Source organism: Paenibacillus sp. J31R34, assembly GCF_059383715.1.
Genome location: NZ_JBXENU010000009.1, coordinates 248,196 through 266,503 on the forward strand (window position 1 = coordinate 248,196; position 18,308 = coordinate 266,503).

Sequence of the window (18,308 nt, forward strand, 5' to 3'; positions counted from 1 at the left end):
CCGGCGCTCAGTAACTACCAATAATTCCATAGTGTGTTACCCCCTATCAACTTGCATGATATTTTCTGACATTTCATTTGTCCGACGCCAGCGAACCGCCAGGATTTTCCCAGTATCTTATTCTCTTGCACATTGCCGCGGTATCCCTTGATCTGTTCATCCGCTCCAGTGCCCAGTGAGCTACTAGTATCCCCAGAGTTTTTCTCTTGTCACGGTAGCTCCTGACCTGTTCGTCCACTGTAGCGCCCAGAAAACCACCAGTATTTCCCTTAGCGTTTACTTTGCGACACCTTTCCACTTTATCCGCTGACGTTTCTTCAGCTCCAGTAATCAATAAAGCATCACAGAAACTTAAACCACTCTTAAATCAATTTGATTATTTCCGTAACTTCAGCAATCCCCTGATTCGTAATAAACGGAACTTGTCCATAAATAAAGTTAGGCTCCCCTTGCAATCGAGCAACAAGATGACCCTTTCCAAGTAACTTTTCAGCGCCTTTTTCACTAAGAGCAATCTCTGAGGTCCCTACGCTTTCGACACGCAAGATTAGACGGTTACCAAGGTTATCACGCAATTGCACAGGTAGTACATTTGCATCGGGACGCTGCGCGGCGAAGATCAGATGAATGCCCGCCGCTCTTGCTTTAACTCCCAGTCGTTGAACGATGGATGAGATTGCGCTCTTGTATGTGTCCACAAGCATCCATTCCGCAAACTCATCATGGATAAGGAATAATAACGGAATCTTCTCTCCAGCTGACATCTTTGCGTTATAATCTTTTAGACTATTTACTTTTTGTTCCCTGAAAGCTAAGTATCTGTTATCCATTTCCTCAACAAGGAATTCAAGCACACTGACAGCACGTGACTGATCAATAATAATTCCTTCTGCCAAATGAGGCAGTTCCTCAAGGTTCTGATAATCCACACCGAATTTAGGGTCAATTAAGTAAATCTTAGCCAGGTCCGGAGAGTTCGTCACACAGATATCTAAAATTAGATTTTGCAGGAGAACCGACTTACCGCTTCCTGTTGCACCTGCTATCAATGTGTGTGGAGCGTGATGCTCTAAATCGCCAAAAGGTCCGCCAAGATTTAAATACAATATTTCTCCATCAACTTCTTTGATTCCAACAATAAAGCTCATATTCATGCCGGAAGCATCAGACTGCACTTCTCTGTATCTCCACACATCACCAAGCGTAATCGTTTCACGCTGTGGCCGAGCAACTGAAACAACGATCTCACCAGGCTGTGCGATAATGTTGATGATGTCTAGCGCATGAGTCGTTAGTAGCTGAGACTTTTTCTTTTCAATATCTTCAACTCGCAGTTGATCGGATCCCTTAAGCTTAATGACGACTGCGTTTGGTGTTAAGCGATAATCTAACACCTTTGCCTGCAGATTGTAGCTTATCAAGGCTGACCTCAATACCGTTACGGTTTGATTCACCCAACGAGCTATTTCTTCATTCTCGGTATCTGCTGATAAATGATTCATAATCCATGTTGACAAAAGTGGATTTGTCCATGAAACTTCAAAGTCTCCATCAATTTGTTCTTCTAGTACTTGAGTACTATCAAAGTTCACATCTACGGCATCATCCTTGTGAGTTACACGTTGCTCCACTTCCTGCATTTGGAGAAAAGTAGGAATAGGTGCTTCTTCTTCAGTTTCAATTAAACTGACCCTCTTAGCAGGAAGCTGTGCATGATAGTTTTCCCAAGGTCGCTCATTACCAATTCGTTCTCGAATGTTGATGACCGATTCGCCACGATGATAAGCTAAGACAAGTTCTCTGACCAACTCCCGAGGATATACTTCCTGATAGCCGTGAGTTGTATTTTGAATCGGCCATTGTTCACTGTCCATAGGCATATCCGAGGCACTGTACAAGAAAACATGCGAGTATCCTTTTAACTCGATCGGAATCGAACCGTTGCGAATGCCATCGCGCCACTCTTCAATTGAAAATTCATCGTTTTGAGTAAACTCCAGTCCATCGTTTAACAAATCGCTTAATCGTGACAACCACAAATCTCTATCTAGTCTTCCTGGACTTCCAAATATCGCATTATCCATGCGGACCATGGTATCCCGAAGTTGCTTTTGTGAGTTCTTCTTAGCATCCGCCGCGCCTTTGGAATCCACGTATTTGGCTTCTGTCACCAATACTTGCAAATACGGCTGCCCGTTTTTAATCTTTGGACACAGCGCCAAAATATCGGCGATCTGCTCCTCTTTTTGACCCAGCCACGTAGCATAGTCATCTAAGAAAAACCACCCAATTGAGGAAGCATTCAATTCAGATTGAAGCAATAATTTACTTAAAACTACACCTATCAACTCACCTGCGAAAACTCCACGTTTAGCAGCACGTAAAACAATATCTCCAGAAATCCCATTCGCTTCGTCAATGAATCTTTCAGTTAATTGAAATAATGTCCCTTCATCCAGCCCTAAGTTTAATGACTCTAATCTTCTCTTTACCAGAACCTGAAGCAAGTTTAGCTTTGATCGTGAAGAAACAATTAGATTCGGTCCCTGGGTACGACTGTGCTGATATTTAATTACTTTAACTCCCTGGCTTTTCAATTGTCTCCGTTCCAGTAAATCGTCATAATTGACAACCCATTCTCCGAGGGAATGAGCCTCATCAAATATTCCTCGAACATACTCGTTTTGGAACGTGATTTGTCTTGCAGGCAGATAGAGTATATCTTCTTTAGACTCTATACTATTGATCATAGAAAATACCGTAGCCAAATAGGTGATGCCAACAGTCGGTTGACTCGGGCAAGTCAAATAAACAGTTGACTTCAAGTCATCTTTTGCCGAAGATCGCCTTCTTGCCCATCGAGGCGGATAATGTTCTTGTATCACAGGAATATTAGCGACTTTATCTTCCATCCATACTAATTTTGCCTGCCGTGAAATGACATCTTGTAAAAATACGATGTCAGCCGGTTTTCCATCTGCCGTATCCGAACGTGGGGCTGCATCAGCCATCACTTCAATTCTAAGCCTTGCCATAAAATCACGCGAGACCTCGCTAGCAACAAACGTGTCCGGACCGATATCATCGCCTTCAATCATCTTCATGTACAGATTATTTAACTTATCTGCATCACGATGTCTTAATATGACCTGGCAACGAACTTCATCTTCACGATCATGTAAGGAAGTCAATGCGCCGACAATATTTTCAGGTAACCGAGTCGAATCGCAGTTAAACAAAACAATGCTCAAATTGGTTCGTTCATGTGGCTGTAAATCCAAATATCTTTTTACAAGAGCCAATACTTTAGCACTTGCTTCACGAGGGTCTTCATTTGTATCTTGACCCTCAGCTTCTTTTACCGGATATTCCATTAAACTATAATCATTAAGCGTATCAGATACGGTTAGTAAATGAGCTTGTTGCCCTTCAAATCCCACTGCGACTTCTGGATAATAAGGATGTTTGAGTTCTGCCCGTAAGTCGGAGAAAAACAATTTGGAATCACCAAAATCCACTACGTCAGAAACAAGAATATAATTAATGAGACTGCTCACTTGCCGTGCTTTAATTGCCTTTGCTGCTAAGCGCATGGGGTGCCACGGTGCTATTATAGAGATTGGCTTTTTACCTTCTACCTGGACATTACCTATCTTCATCAAGAGATGCCACAATTCTATTCGGTTTACATCACCTTGCGCGTGAAGTTTCAAACTACGAAGTAATTGATCATAAGCTTCACACTGGCCAAGTAAAGAATCCGCTGATACCCCTTCAGACTTCCAATCTTCAATGGCCTTGGAATACAGTAAGGCGAATGCTTCCCATTTCGATTGTATTTCTTGGAATCCTGAGGAGCTAACTCGTCCTTCTGATAAAGCCTGCTTAAGATTTTTCTTGAAAAGTTTGCTAATATCATCGGACTTTCCATACGAACCAATCAATGAACCGCGGTCTTGTCCGTATACGGCTTGTAAAGTACCTACATCAGTAAGCGAAATGCTTTGAATCTTCCCTTTTTTACTAATTGGATTTTTGCTAACATTAGAGTAAGAAAAACTATGAACGGATAACCGTTTCAAGTCATCGTAAAGTTCCATTCCCATAGCAGCGGGTTTTCCTTGCCAAATGATACGAACTGCATTTTTTTGTCTATTGCCCGCAAGATCCGAGTATTGGAGCTCGACATCAAAACCAATTTGTAACGCTGCCCTCGATGTTGATGCGTTCTTTTTAGGATCCGTTTTGCTTCCAATCAACTCATCGTATTGAAACAAGCGGTTGGTCTCCCATTTCACATATCGATTCGTTAGTTTCTCGATTCCACGATAAGCTGTACAAAAATACATGGCGACATCTTCATTAAGTTCAAGCCAGGTTTTCTTTCCGCTTCCTCTAGTGGTTTTAACAACCAATGTTTTAGCCCCACTCGAGTTCTCGCATTGCTCAAATAATCGTTCGACTGCTTCGAGTAAACCCACATATAAGTCATCACAGTCGATCGGTTTACCATATACAAATTTATCCCAATCCGATTTCAGAGATCTCTCCATCTCTAACTCCTGGCGGTGCTGCTCATAAAAATCCCGATCTTCTTCATTAGCTTCCTTAATCTTTCGTTTCTCTAGCATGTACAAATAACTTTTATCTGCTTCGTTAAGTACATCAGGAAATTCATCTTCAAAATGCCGTAGTGTACGGGTAGCCAGTGGGGCTTTCAAAATCTTGATATCATCAAATAAAAGGTAGATGTTATCCCGTTCCCACTCTAACTCCGCAAGCTGTTTCGAAGCATCCGACCAGCCTGCTTTTGATTCAATATAGGTTTCCACAATAGCGTGAAGTCCCACGGGAATTTGATCTTGCTTTCTAAGATACATGGCCTCAAGCTGTTCGATTTCCAATGTTTGTCGATTCGGATTTTGCTTGATTAAATAACAAGCTCTTTTGCTAAACGCATTCTGAAACATCTTCTTCCACTTAGACAGATGATTAAGCGTTTTGATCGAAAGCGCTTCAAAATAACCCGAATCTCTCGGAATGCGTAATGCAGGCAATGCCCATCCGAGCGCATTGATGAGAGGCAATCCTTCCGTCAGCATAATGCTTCGTGTCCATACAACATATGCACTGAATTGTTCTAAGCTACATTCATTTGCTTCTTGTAAACCCTTCAGCGCTTTCTCCCAATATCCGATTAATTCTTCTGTTAGCAATAAATCGCGACTCGCTGTTTCCACCCAAAGCTCTGGTACTCCTTTTAAATCTCCTGCTCCAATCGTAGTTATATCTTTTAGAGATGGTCCCTGGTCATCATTCGTATTCGCAAGAATAAGTGCATCTTTCTCACAAGATGCATTTCTCCAATACGTCGTTCTTTGTTCTGTGATGACATCATCAGGCAGATCAAAACCTTCCACTAATTGTTTCGGAACTTTAATGTCTACTTTTGCACTCAAATGAACATCTTGCAGGATACTCTGGCATATTGTTGAGACGACCTCACCGGTCAAACGATCCAGCAAAAATCGAGCGACCCCATCAGGATTATCCGCCCCATCGCCCTGAAGGTGTTTCCTAAAGTATTCAGTCGCTACATGTCCTATCAATTCAATTCCGTTCATTTTATTCGTCCTCCCGAGTAGCAAAAGGATTTTCCACATAAGCGCAAGCATCGGATAGTCTCTTCAACAATCCCATGCTAGATAACCTCTGCTCTAATCTGGCTGCATTTTCAGAGAATGCTTCTTGATCAGCCCGGCCCGTACTAATATATTCCGCAGCTTGTTTGTCCCCTATGATCAAACCATATTTCACGTATAGTTCTTCCAAAAACTCCTGGAACTCCATTCGTGAAGGAACAACACATAAAACCAATGATTTAAGCAACAAATCTTGAGGAGCATAACGAGACCTTCGGCTACCCCGGCGGGATGAAAGACCAATCTCTCTGCTCCATACATTGTGAAATTTATTTAAATGCTGTTTATGTCTATTAATCGCTTTTTCAAAGATTGTCTCAAAAAGCTCATCAGCAGTTTCGATAACATCGAACTCTTTTTCGTTTTTCTCATGAGGCCAGGCGAACTCCCGTTTTAAAATTTCTCGACAGACAAGTATTTCATTCTCTTCGACAGCGCTCTTCCATTCTTCTGTTTCCCGAACTTTTCCAATATAGCGTTCAACTGCAAATCGGGACAAATTATGATTATCACTGAAAGAGTCAGCCGATATTTCCCTTATGACTGTTTTTTTAGGCGAGACAATTTCTACGACAAATGTCGCCTTTTCCGTCTGGCCTAAAATATCTTTAGATCGGTTTAAGCAGTACAATAGCATATGCAGACCTAAGATGTTTATCAAATAAGGAACAACATCGTATGTTGGAATATTGCATCTAAATAATTGTGACCAGTCCTCTGCAATGGCTTTGTATTCGGGTAAATCTATATAAGGGAGATACGTTCCTTCCCGTTTTGTCGTTGTCGAATGTACGAGGTCGTGGCTAGGCTGCAGTGCAGCAACAAGACGGTTGAATTTCGTATCTTTTTTCAAGATACGTGATTGAAAGTGAGCGATCAATTCTTCTCCTTGGCCGCTTCGTGATAACATCAAATACAGCATTTCCCCTGTCCGCGCAAAAAATCTGCGATCTTGAGAAGTGCCATTATCTCGGACATTTAAATCTTCATAAAGACAGTCCGGACCAAACGGAAACACAAACTGTGAACTCCAGCGCTTATTGTTTTCCCCTTCTATTGTAGAGGAGCATAGAAATTCTACCACTTCTTTAAAATCCTCGAATGACGAAAAACGTTCTTCCAAGTATGTATAATCCGGACTTGCGATACCTGCACTATTTGCCATAGAGTCTTTCCAACGATCCCACTGTGCACGATTATCGTTACGATGCTGCCTCTCGATAACGGTCATACGTGGATTGTTAAATAGAATGTTTCGTAAGTATAATCGCGATTGTGGAGAATATGACAATGAATTGGGAACCGTTTCAACAAAGGCACGATCCGCTTCCATTTCGGAATTCAGTACATTCAAAAATTCCATGAAACAGAGCCATGGATTTTGTTCATCGTAAAGACGATGACCCCAAATGGCTTCGTCTACCCACATATCAGAATCAATTTTTGATGGACGAGGCAGTATATCGCGCATTAGAATAAAACCTCCACCGTCTTTTTGTCCAGAATACCATCCGCATTTAACTTAATCATGTGAAAAGACATACTGTCATTAAAGTCAGTGTCCTCTTCGTCTTGCTTTTTCCTAACATCGAGTTGCTTTAACAAGCGACTTTTAAATGCAAGAATATCTTCGTAACATTCCCGCGAGAAACTTCCTGGCAGAGCTCCCTCAGCCACCCGCGACAAAAACTCGTAACGAATTAATTGAAGATGTAATTTCACCACAGGAATAGCCGGATTGGAAGAAAGACTGACTTCCAAATTTAGCTTTCCGGATGACTCCGCTTTTATCTGCACACTTTCCCCACGATCGCGAGTGACCGAAATAAAGCTTTCAAATATTTTACTTACTTTCGCCTGTGAGTGACTCCCAGAGGTAGCTAAAATTAATTTATCTTGCGTTCTCGTCAACAGCCCCGTGGATATGCGGTTTAATCCCCGAACAAGCCTAGAGACGATTTGTAAAGAAGGTTTGGCTCCTTGATGAAAGGAACGATATACTTTTGTTAAGAACTCCCCAGCATATTGGAAAGTGGTTAATTCCCACAGCTTTAATTCATCCTCTTTCTCACGAGGAATACTAAAGAACAATCTCTGCCGCTGTGAACGAACCAAATCTAAGAATACGGCTCCTCCATCCTCCGTTACACCCTCCAAATATGCCTTCTGCTGTGTTTTAAAGGTAGCATCTGCCCCATAGTATTCGTCTGAGAGCATTAACTCTTCATATAATTTTTTTAGATCCGGATCATCATTGCCGAAGATTAAAATATTATCAATTTTATTACTCGTTTCATTGCCGATCCCAAAACGACCTAACGTATTGAAAACATCCGTAGCTTCTCGTTTACGATCGGTCAAATTTTCTCCAAAAACGTTACGGTAAATACTTGCTTTTACCATTGTTCGTTTTTCAATGATACCAGGAATATCTTTACATTTCATTAACTTATCTTTTACATCGGAATGGCCTAGGATCATGTTGGAAACCAGTAACAGCAATTGCCGGATGGGTAAATGCACATTATTAATTTCACACAATTCAAGTAAATCAATTAATCGTGTTCGTAATGTTTTAGTCCCGTCGACATCTTCGAGTCGCTTTTTGTTTTCCCAAATCGGACATCGCTTGTTTACAACTTCATGATCTTGATACTCGCAGCGGTTGCAATCATTCCATCCTGAGTGATTTACTACTGCATCGATAACCTGAGGTAAAGCCCAAGCAGCACTTATTCGACTAAGATTATAAAGACGTAGTTCATATCGATCATTTTCTTGCTGCTCGTTTACCAACATCTCTTCTATAATCTCTCGAATGCCTATAGCGTTGAAATCTTCATTCACCTGTTTCAATGCCTCTATAAGCTGCCCATCATTGGCTGCAATTAGAAACAAAACATCCGTACGCCGCCCTTTTATCGCTTGCGCAAATAGAACCAAATATTCACGTTCTTGGTCCGACAATTCACTGAGGTCTTTGATAACATAAAGAGTCTTATTACTACCTATGTAAAGCTGTTTAATATTGCCGGGCACTTCCCATTGTTCATAGGTACCGCCCAAATCTAGCCAAACTTCACGGCTGTGGTACGTTTTACCATCTCCAGCTGTTCCAGTTAAGATAACAGAGCTCGGTTTTTCCGAACGAAAGTTTTCAATTAACTCATCTAGGTATTTAGCCTTAATCAATATCGGCTCAATTTGCTTCCTTTTCACGACCCGCTGAATCGTTTCATCATACATATTATCATTACGCGGTATGGGTCCGTACTGTCGCAAAAAATTTATCCATTCGGTATGAGAAGTTGTCATTTCAACCTCCGCTTCATCGTAGTGAGTTTTCGTTTTAATATTATGCTCTTTCGACAAAATAGTTCATAAGTTATAGATTCTGCATTAATCCATATACTTCCTCTTTTTTCTAAAGAAGAATCCAATAAAAAAAGACCCAGATCAAACTCGGGTCCGCTAAAACACATATTAGTTAAACACACAAACACAAGGCACCGCTTCATTCTCTTCAGAAACTGAGCTTTCCCGTATAATCCCTGCTTCAATTTCTTCCCTGAACTGCTTTAAAGTTAACGGCACACTGTCCCGTTTTAAAATCGTAACATTACCCAGCATTTCACGAAGTCTGTTCTCCATCTCTTCTTGTTGTTGATAGACCTCTGGCCACGTTTTATATAAATGCACATAATGTGTTAATCCGCCGCGGACACAACGTCCCCCACAATTGGCGTGAGAAAATCCTAGGTAATACATTTCCGGTAATTTAATCTTCCATTCAAGTTCTATAATATCTTTGAGGTTTTTATCTTTGAGATTGGAATCAATTAAAGGAAATCTTGTTTCTACGGGTTCAAGTGCTTGATGCGCATAAAACTCAGATAGGTTTTCTTGTCGATGCTTCTCATGAGGTCCAATACCAAAGTACAAGATAGGCTCATACCCTTGATCTCTTAGTTCTTCAATAAAAATAACCGTTTGCCTAACTTTCAGTTCGGAAGAACATTTAGCAAGACGAGAATTTCCTAAGAACCGCGTTTCTGTAAAGACAGTCTCCGGAGTTCTCGTATCCATCACATGTTTAAACTCGACGCCAATATACTCAGCAATATCATACATAAATCTGTAGTTATCCGGATGCTCCCAAAGCGTATCTGTGAAAAAAAGCAAACAGTTATCTATACCATGTGTCTGAACCATTAAGTAGGCCACATACGCACTTGCAGCACCACCGCTAAACATGGCAACATGCTTGGTTTTACGACTTTCCATATCATCATCTCATTTCAATTACTCACTTATGAATTCTTTAAGTAGTTCTAACAGCATAACCTGAAGCTCCGATTTAGGAATTCTTCTCTTTAATTGGTTCATGTTAGCTTTCGTTGCATTCAGCATCGCCTTCGATTGTTCAGTAAGTTCAACATTGGGAATCGCATACGCACTTTCCCCAATTTTCACCTCAAGGAAGCTGTCATTTGTCGTCTCTTCGATCAAACTTTCAAGGTTGCTAATGATCTGAGAAACAAAAATTTGATCCGTTGTATCCGACCAATTTTCTCTCTTCACACCTACGATCTTCTCACATAATAGTTCCACCCAATTGGATTCATCTGAGGTAACGAGTGAATTTACAAAAGGATTGCTCGCCTTGATGATTGTGCTTTTCTCACTAGCCCACATCCGAAGTTCACTGAAGGTATGAACGCCCGCGGTTTGAAAAATCTGTCCTTCGATGTCTATTTTATGTTGTCCGTCATAAGCTTCACATTCTGTTTTGACATCGCTTAAAGTCCCAAGGTTCATGCCGTTCTGGCATAATTCATAAAGCCGTTCTAGGGAAGTATCAGGTTGGATTTCTCCCTCCCGAATACAATCTTTGATAAGGTTCGTACGATTTGACATTTGTCTTGTATTTTGTGTTATTCGCGGCAAAGATCGTAACCACTTTAACAACACTTGATTCACAAAAACAGCAGGATGAAGCAATTGATCCTCTTCTTGTTGGGAAAATTCAACAAAAGTGGTCTTAATGGCATTAATAACTCCGAAATGTTCTGTTTGGAACGGTATATACTTAAACGTATATAGATCAGGATTCTCTGTGATGTTAAATAACATCTCGCCATCCACTTTTTTATTATGCATATCATGATGATAGAACATAATAAAATTCCACTCTTGATACAATAACGTAGCTAATAACAATGGTATAACAGGTTTTCTAATACCGTATGGTGGGCGTTCAAAGACATGAACAAGTTCAGAGACTCGTCCACTCCCTTGATGCAAAATTCGCTGGAGCTCCGTTCTTAATGCAATCAGATTTTCATTATCGGTTATGTTCCGATTATTTAGATCAATATGGTTATTGTTAATTACCGTGGCATAAATAAGATGCTCAGGACCGAACCCTTTAATATTTATTTCGTTAGTCTTATGGAACTGAATAATTTGATTAAGCACTGTAATTGCTGCATTTCTTTGAATTTTCGTTATGGATCTACGATTAAATGCTTCGTTCCTAATTTCAGGCGTTTTATTGTAAAGCACATTCATTACATCATAGGACAAAAACATGCTTAGTTCTATACTGCTTGTTAGTCTTCTTTCTTCTCCACTATAAACCCATGTGCAGCCTTGAAGCTTGGTTATTGGCTTTAGCACATCATTAATTTTATAAACCAATCGCGTGATGACCGCATTTAATTCATCTAACAAAAATTTATCCTGAATAATAAAGTATTTATCTTCGCGCATGAGATAAAGCATCGCCAACTGCTCCAAATATCGATTTAGATTGCGGTGTTCATCAGCAAAAACATAGATGGACTTTACTTCATCCCGACTGCGTTCAATCAAATCACTTAAGATCGTATTTTTGCCGTATTGGATGTCGTTGAATACATAATAAATAACAGCATCGGCTTCCTTCTGGTCAGGTACGAATAATTTATAGGTTTCTGGATCCAATAACTCAGAACGATAGATCGGAGCAATTGGGGCAAATCGAGTAATACTTCTATCATCGTTATATTGTTTAGGTAATACATACTTATGATGAAGCACAGATTTAAGCAGATCCATCTTCTGACGTTTACTTTGCGGGTTTAGCTGAAGTCTTCTATCCACTTCCGATTCAATATCTACACTACTGCCTTCAAATAACTCCCAATGATCAAGTGCGTTGTTATAGCGAATAGCTTTCTTAACTTGTAGAGATTCTAATACAAGTTTCGTATGTGGGCTTTCCCATGATTGCGCAAACGATATAAAATCTTCGTTCGGATCTTGTTGTCCATATAAACTTGCTATGTTCCAAATGGTGAGTAGTTTGATTACTTTTATTTCATCTTCACGAGTTGAAGATTCTATCATTCTCTTTTGCAACCTCTGGTACAGTATATAAGATTGACCAATCAAGGAATCAGGCTCAAATTCACTAAAGGATGGCTCGAAATAATCAAAAACCGTATCTATACGATACCAATCCTGTTTACTTTTGAAATATTCCTTAAGTCCACCACGTTCATCGCTTTCTAAAAAGGTAAATAATGTTCTTTCGTTCTGAGCAACAATATTAGCTAATGCTGGTAATGCAAATAACGAGACAGGATGTAATGGATAGGATGCTTTAATAACTAAAGCATCCATTTCAAATGTATTAAGATCTGGAAACAAATTGAAGTAGCGTAGCTCTTTAATAAACTCATCTTTAACTAGCTTCCTGTCTTCCCTGTATTCCGTCGTAACAAAGCTAGCTAGTCTCACAAAAGTAGATGGATCTGATTTTGTATAGTAAGTGTTAAAACGCTTCTCTATTCGCTGAAACTCTTTTTGCAGTTCTTCATTATAACGCAAAGCATATTGGCCTAAATTACGATGCGTAATCAATAATACACTTAGATCGCTTCCTTTAGCTGAGTTGGAGAACTCAGCTAATTCTTGTAAATTTTCCATTGTTTCATGTACAGCACTAGTAGGAAGTGTCTGTAAAAAACGCCCAAACTCATCATAGACGATAAATAAGCCCAGGTTTTGTTTCCGTAATGTTTCTGTAATCTGTTCTAGCTGTGTGATTAAAGCCTTATCGTAGCTAAGGCTTAATTTTGATCCCGAAGTAAGCAAAGGATATGTTTTTCTGAACCAATCGATGGCTTTAACATTGACCTTTTCAATATCTTTTCGCCATGTTTCCATCGTCCACGTTTTCTTTTCAAGTAAAGTCAGGAATTCTTGGTAGGTGGATTTATATTTATTTTCCCATGTATCGACAATGTTTATAATGTCCGCACCTATAATGTCTTTTGTAAAATCAAGATTGTATTCACGCAAGGCTGTGTTTATAGCTGATAAGAGGCTTCTTTTAAAATCCCCTTCTTCCCCGCTTAACACGACAGGTATATACGTTTTGTTTTGTTTCTTTAATTCCAGAAGAAGCTCATGAATCTGATTGTCGACCATCTCATATTTACTTATCAATGACTTATAAAGATTATCTTCTAAGTTATTGGAAAGGACTCCTGACAAAATTGTCCCTAGAAGCGATTTTCCGGATCCGTATGACCCTACAATAATATGGGAATTATTCCCTTTTCCCAAAATTCCTTTTAATATTCCTATTGTAGGATCGACATGGGAAGGCGTCGGTAAATAACGCTCAAATAAAGCCGCTTTTCCAAAGTCGAAACGTATGTTTATACTTGGTTGAAAGTATGTCTTTTCCTTAATCATGCTCGTTCCCTTCCATACCGCCTATATTCTTCTTCTAAGAAATCAAACCGATTAACTACAGGTAATCGAACGGTGTCTAACCGATTTGTGCGATCAAACGTGATCGGGTTATACGGATGGTTTGCTAATGCATCAAGAGCCTTGATGATTTCATTTCTAGGAAGATGAAATACTTTGCCCCAAAGGAAATCTTTTTTTTGAATTTCTTCAACAGATAACTGATTGATTTCAAACTGCTCTTGATAAGCTAACAACGTATACATCAACGCAGCTAGTCCAATGTCTGTGTACTTCAAGTTCTTTTTTGTAATTATCGATTTTTCTTCAAGTAATAATCCTATAACACTTAACGGACTTTGAATAACATCTTCCGGATCATCTACTTTTCCTTTATCACAATAAAGGCGTACCAAACAATCAATATCTCTTTTAATAGAAATAGTAGATGGCTTCTTTGGCTCATTTTTTTCCAACCAAAACAAGAAGTCCTCAACAACTTCGTCTTTCCGCGCTGATTTCTTCTCATATATATTAAAATACCAATACCAAGCGGTGCTTGGTTCTATGTTGTCAACCAAATGATAATGTACGATACTAGCAGTATCAATCATTTCAATATACGGGTCATAATTACTCATCATTGTCCCGAATCGGGAAATATCTTGTTCCGCTTTATTAGGCATGTCAACAATACCGGTCGCAAAGACCCAATACCGTAACGACTGCACCATGTTTTTTCCTAGTCCGATTCTTTCTGCCGCGTCATCTCTATATAAAAATTTATTGTCACCAAGTTCGTTAATCGCTTTTCTCAACCAATTAATTCTCAAATAGAAACTTTGATGTTGTCCGTATCCCATTTCGTTACCTCTCGTTTTCTGGAGACTACCTTCCAGAATAATATAGCACATACATGCTCTTTAATAAATCATTGTTGTTAAAATGTCAAAAATCCGTTGCAACTTAAAAACAAAATGGGATAAGATACGCTCGTTGATTCGAAATAAATTCAATACAGAAACACATGTTCTTATTTCATTTTTATTATATACAATTTTACGAAAATCATCAATATCACTCTTCCTTAAATTTGGTGCGTTCCATCGTAACTATCACTTTTTCTGAAATGTTATGCATTAAACTTTGCTCCACATATAGTTGCTGTCTATAAATAAATCATGAGTAGAATGATGCCACCCTAGAACGAAATTTGTGAATGTAAATGCAGGGGAGAAGGTTTTCCGCGAAGACATCTACAAGGAAATGCCTGAAAAACCCTAAAACTCTTGCAGATGAGTGAGCCAAATTGTTTAGAATGACTGATGTCAATTAGTCCTAAAGTTTGCTTCTCCCCACCCGCTCAAACCCTCAAGCTCCTTACCCCATAAGCTCTGCCTGCTATCCCCCGCCATTTCTTCATTAGGCTAAACCACTAAAAGTTCGACGTAAGAGCAGGCAAATATCAGGGATAGAACAAGGAAAAACAAAGAAAAAAAGCAGTTAAAGTTTGATGTGGGAAAGCAGGAGAAATGATAGAGGAAGTTTGGGGTAGCAGGAGACGAGCGGCGAGTCTTATGATAGTGTATACCTATTGAAAGCGCATCGGAAGCTAACTAACTTTATATTTTCTGTAGACAATAAGTTTCGATCGACTCACTTGAACAAACAAAAGGCAGTCTAAAACTCAAAATAAAGTTTTAGTCTGCCTTTTTGAATTGAAATACACAACTCTTAGTAAGATAGTAGTTTTCATGATGATGTTATCGATCTTAGTCTGTTTTTTAATTGAATAATCTCAATAATTTCATTCTTATCGTAATCATTCAAGCTTCTATATTCCTCAACTAACTTTTTCTCACTACTGTCATCATATGTAAACCCGTCTGTCCAGTCATATCCAGCTAACAACCAGTTAAGATTTACTATATACTGAACTCTAATTGAGATTAATGTCTCTGCTGAAGGATTACTATTTCCCATTACAATTTCACTTAAATTACCTTTAGAAATTCCAATCGTCTTAGCAAATTGTGATTGATTAAGATTACTCGCTTTACGAATACTTTTAATTCGGAATCCTATATCACTTATCCCAAAACACCACTATTCTATATAGATGTAAGTGTATTGAAGACCCTGAGAAACCAACTCAGGGTCTTCAATACGTAGCACCAACTTTATTACTCAGCGCACAACTATAATCCCGAATAGAACACAACATTAAAGCTCAGTACACAACTTTAATGCGATCTGGAACACAACTTTAATACCAAACTCCACTAACAGGAGATAATCATTCTCCCCTACTCCACCGTAACGCTCTTCGCCAAATTCCTCGGCTTATCGACATCATGCCCGAGCGCAAGCGAAGCATAGTAGGAGATCAATTGCAGCGGCACCACGGACAGGGCTGGCGTCAGGATCGGCAGTGTGCGAGGGATCGAGAACAGTGTATCAACCGACTTGTTCGCTTCCTCTTCATAACCTACATTACCTATACCGAGCACATTCGCGCCACGTGCTTTCACTTCTTTAATGTTGCTCAAGGTTTTCTCGTAAAGCTCTTCCTGCGTGACCAGTGCGATAACGGGAACGCCCTCTTCGATCAATGCCAACGTACCGTGCTTCAGCTCGCCAGCTGGGTAAGCCTCCGAGTGGATATACGAAATTTCTTTCAACTTCAGCGAGCCTTCCAGCGCAACGGGATAGTCAATGCCGCGGCCAATAAAGAACAGGCTCGGATGCGAGGAAATCGATTCAGCAATATCGCGCAGTACTGGCGCTTGCTCCAAAATGCTTTCCACTTGCTCAGGAAGCTCCTGCATAGCAGCAAGAATCTCGCTTACCTCAGCTGTATTTTTCGTTCCCAGCGTATCTGCGAAGTACAAGCTCAGCAGGTAGAATACGACGAGCTGCGACGTGTAAGCTTTGGTCGAAGCAACCGCAATTTCCGGTCCTGCCAACGTTACCAATACATCATCCGCTTCACGAGCAATCGAGCTGCCCACTACGTTCGTAATCGCTAGTACGTGAGCGCCATTGCGCTTCGCTTCACGCAAAGCAGCAAGCGTATCCGCTGTCTCACCGGATTGGCTGACTACAATAACGAGTGTATCCGGCGTAATGATAGGCGAGCGGTAACGGTATTCCGAAGCTACATCCGTTTCAACCGGAATGCGGGCAATGGACTCAATAACCGTTTTGCCAACAAGGCCAGCATGGTAAGCTGTTCCGCAAGCTACGATATGCACTTTACGAATCGTTTTAATATAATCCTTCGTCATCGTCAGCTCAGACAGCTGTACCGATTTGCCGTCGTCTGCAACACGGCCGAGCATTGTGTCGCGGTATGCCTTCGGCTGCTCATAAATTTCTTTCAGCATAAAATGATCAAATCCGGCTTTTTCTGCGGTTACCAGATCCCAGTCGACATGGAATATTTCCTTGGAAATAGCTGCGCCTTCTGTCGTCATCAATTCGACACCATCACGTGTCAAAATAGCCATTTCGCCGTCGTCCAAAATATAAACGTCACGCGTATGCTCCAAAATCGCCGGAATATCCGAGCCAATGAAGTTTTCGCCTTTGCCTACGCCAATTACGAGCGGGCTTGCAAAACGAACCGCTACCAGCTTCTCCGGTTCAAACTCCGTCAATACGCCAAGCGCGAACGCTCCGCGCATACGTTTAACCGCACGCTGCACCGCTTCAATGATGTTGCCGTCATACTCATCAGCTACGAGATGCGAAATCACTTCTGTATCCGTCTCCGATACGAATACATGCCCCTTCGCAGTCAATTCATCCTTCAGATCCAGGTAGTTCTCAATGATGCCATTGTGAACGACCGAAAATTTAGCCGAATTGTCCGTATGCGGATGGGAGTTCACATCAGATGGCTTGCCGTGAGTTGCCCAGCGTGTATGTCCAATGCCCACGGAACCGTGCAAAGGCTCGCCTTGCAGCTTGCCTTCAAGATTCGCAAGACGTCCTTTTGCCTTGGATACTTCAAGACCGTTGTCCGTGAATACAGCAATGCCTGCCGAGTCATAGCCGCGGTATTCCAGCTTTTTCAGCCCTTCGATCAAAATCGCCTGCGAGTCACGTTTACCAATATATCCTACAATTCCACACATAATTTAATAGACCTCCGTTATAGGTATAATGCCCTTATGACGGATGCCTGCCTATATGCGGCACAGGCGCTATTCGGTTGGCACAAATTCAGCTTTTGCTTTTGTACAAAGAAGTTGTGTAACCCTCTGCCCGTACCAGCCCCACAGGCGGCACCATAGACATACGGGAATAAAAGTTCAATTATTTCGTCTGTTGATGCCTGCTGAACGTTTGTATGAATGGTCGCCCAATCATTTTGCGTCTCAGCTTTCGGTTGGCATGCTATAACCGGGAGGCCCCCGCCGAACATTTCGAACACCTCCACCTCGTCAGCTTCCCGTATGATCGCCCCTACTGCTTCCATAACCACTGTCTGCACATCCATCATGCAGCCCATTCATCGGTTACGTAGAGCATCGAAACGAATCATCACGCAAGCTCTGGCGCTTATATTGCTGTATAACCTCGACCCTCGCTTTCCTTCTGGAATGAAATCATAATCTCTATTGTATTCATTTTCAGGCAAATATGCAACAACATCGGGCTCGTATCCATTCATAAGCAGCTATAACCACCGATTGCCACCACTACCTACTTCATTCTATGTCTCAAAAAGCGTATCGGTGCCTAGCCGCCGGCATTCCGCCAATCCTCTCAGCCTGTGCTGAAGCTTTAGCGCACATGCTTCGATTCAATCGCCGAATGCAAGCGGCATTAATCATTTAGGGCACCAATCTTTTATAT

General features: G+C 40.8%; 9 protein-coding genes. All 9 read right to left on the reverse strand.

All coding sequences use genetic code 11. The features are described 5' to 3' along the window. Positions 1-362: 362 nt before the first annotated feature. A complete protein-coding gene (locus AC50YG_RS23685) occupies positions 363-5,624 on the reverse strand; it encodes an FtsK/SpoIIIE domain-containing protein (protein WP_494830206.1) in 5,262 nt (1,753 codons plus the stop codon). 1 nt (position 5,625) lies between these two features. Next, positions 5,626-7,173, reverse strand: a complete 1,548-nt coding sequence (locus AC50YG_RS23690) for a methylation-associated defense system protein MAD7 family protein (protein ID WP_494830208.1) — start codon at positions 7,171-7,173, stop codon at positions 5,626-5,628. Then, positions 7,173-9,017 carry a hypothetical protein gene (locus AC50YG_RS23695; protein WP_494830210.1) on the reverse strand — a complete coding sequence of 615 codons (1,845 nt, stop codon included), beginning with the start codon at positions 9,015-9,017 and terminating at the stop codon, positions 7,173-7,175. The genes AC50YG_RS23690 and AC50YG_RS23695 overlap by 1 nt, the downstream gene beginning before the upstream one ends. Before the next feature lie 168 nt (positions 9,018-9,185). After that, complete coding sequence (locus AC50YG_RS23700; RefSeq protein ID WP_494830212.1) at positions 9,186-9,986, reverse strand: phosphoadenosine phosphosulfate reductase domain-containing protein; 801 nt, start codon at positions 9,984-9,986, stop codon at positions 9,186-9,188. A gap of 18 nt (positions 9,987-10,004) precedes the next feature. Continuing rightward, on the reverse strand, positions 10,005-13,448 hold the full coding sequence (locus AC50YG_RS23705; RefSeq protein WP_494830214.1) for a hypothetical protein: 3,444 nt from the start codon (positions 13,446-13,448) through the stop codon (positions 10,005-10,007). Continuing rightward, a complete protein-coding gene (locus AC50YG_RS23710) occupies positions 13,445-14,308 on the reverse strand; it encodes a DUF4007 family protein (RefSeq protein WP_494830216.1) in 864 nt (287 codons plus the stop codon). The genes AC50YG_RS23705 and AC50YG_RS23710 overlap by 4 nt, the downstream gene beginning before the upstream one ends. 889 nt (positions 14,309-15,197) lie before the next feature. Then, the gene (locus tag AC50YG_RS23715; RefSeq protein ID WP_494830444.1) at positions 15,198-15,539 is read right to left on the reverse strand and encodes a helix-turn-helix domain-containing protein; all 342 of its coding nucleotides are present in this window, start codon (positions 15,537-15,539) and stop codon (positions 15,198-15,200) included. A 212-nt stretch (positions 15,540-15,751) separates the two neighbouring features. Next, positions 15,752-17,584 (reverse strand): glutamine--fructose-6-phosphate transaminase (isomerizing), encoded by a 1,833-nt coding sequence (glmS, locus tag AC50YG_RS23720; protein WP_494830218.1) that lies wholly within the window; start codon positions 17,582-17,584, stop codon positions 15,752-15,754. A gap of 17 nt (positions 17,585-17,601) precedes the next feature. Continuing rightward, positions 17,602-17,952, reverse strand: coding sequence for a hypothetical protein (locus tag AC50YG_RS23725; protein ID WP_494830222.1), 351 nt, complete (start codon positions 17,950-17,952; stop codon positions 17,602-17,604). Positions 17,953-18,308: the final 356 nt, after the last annotated feature.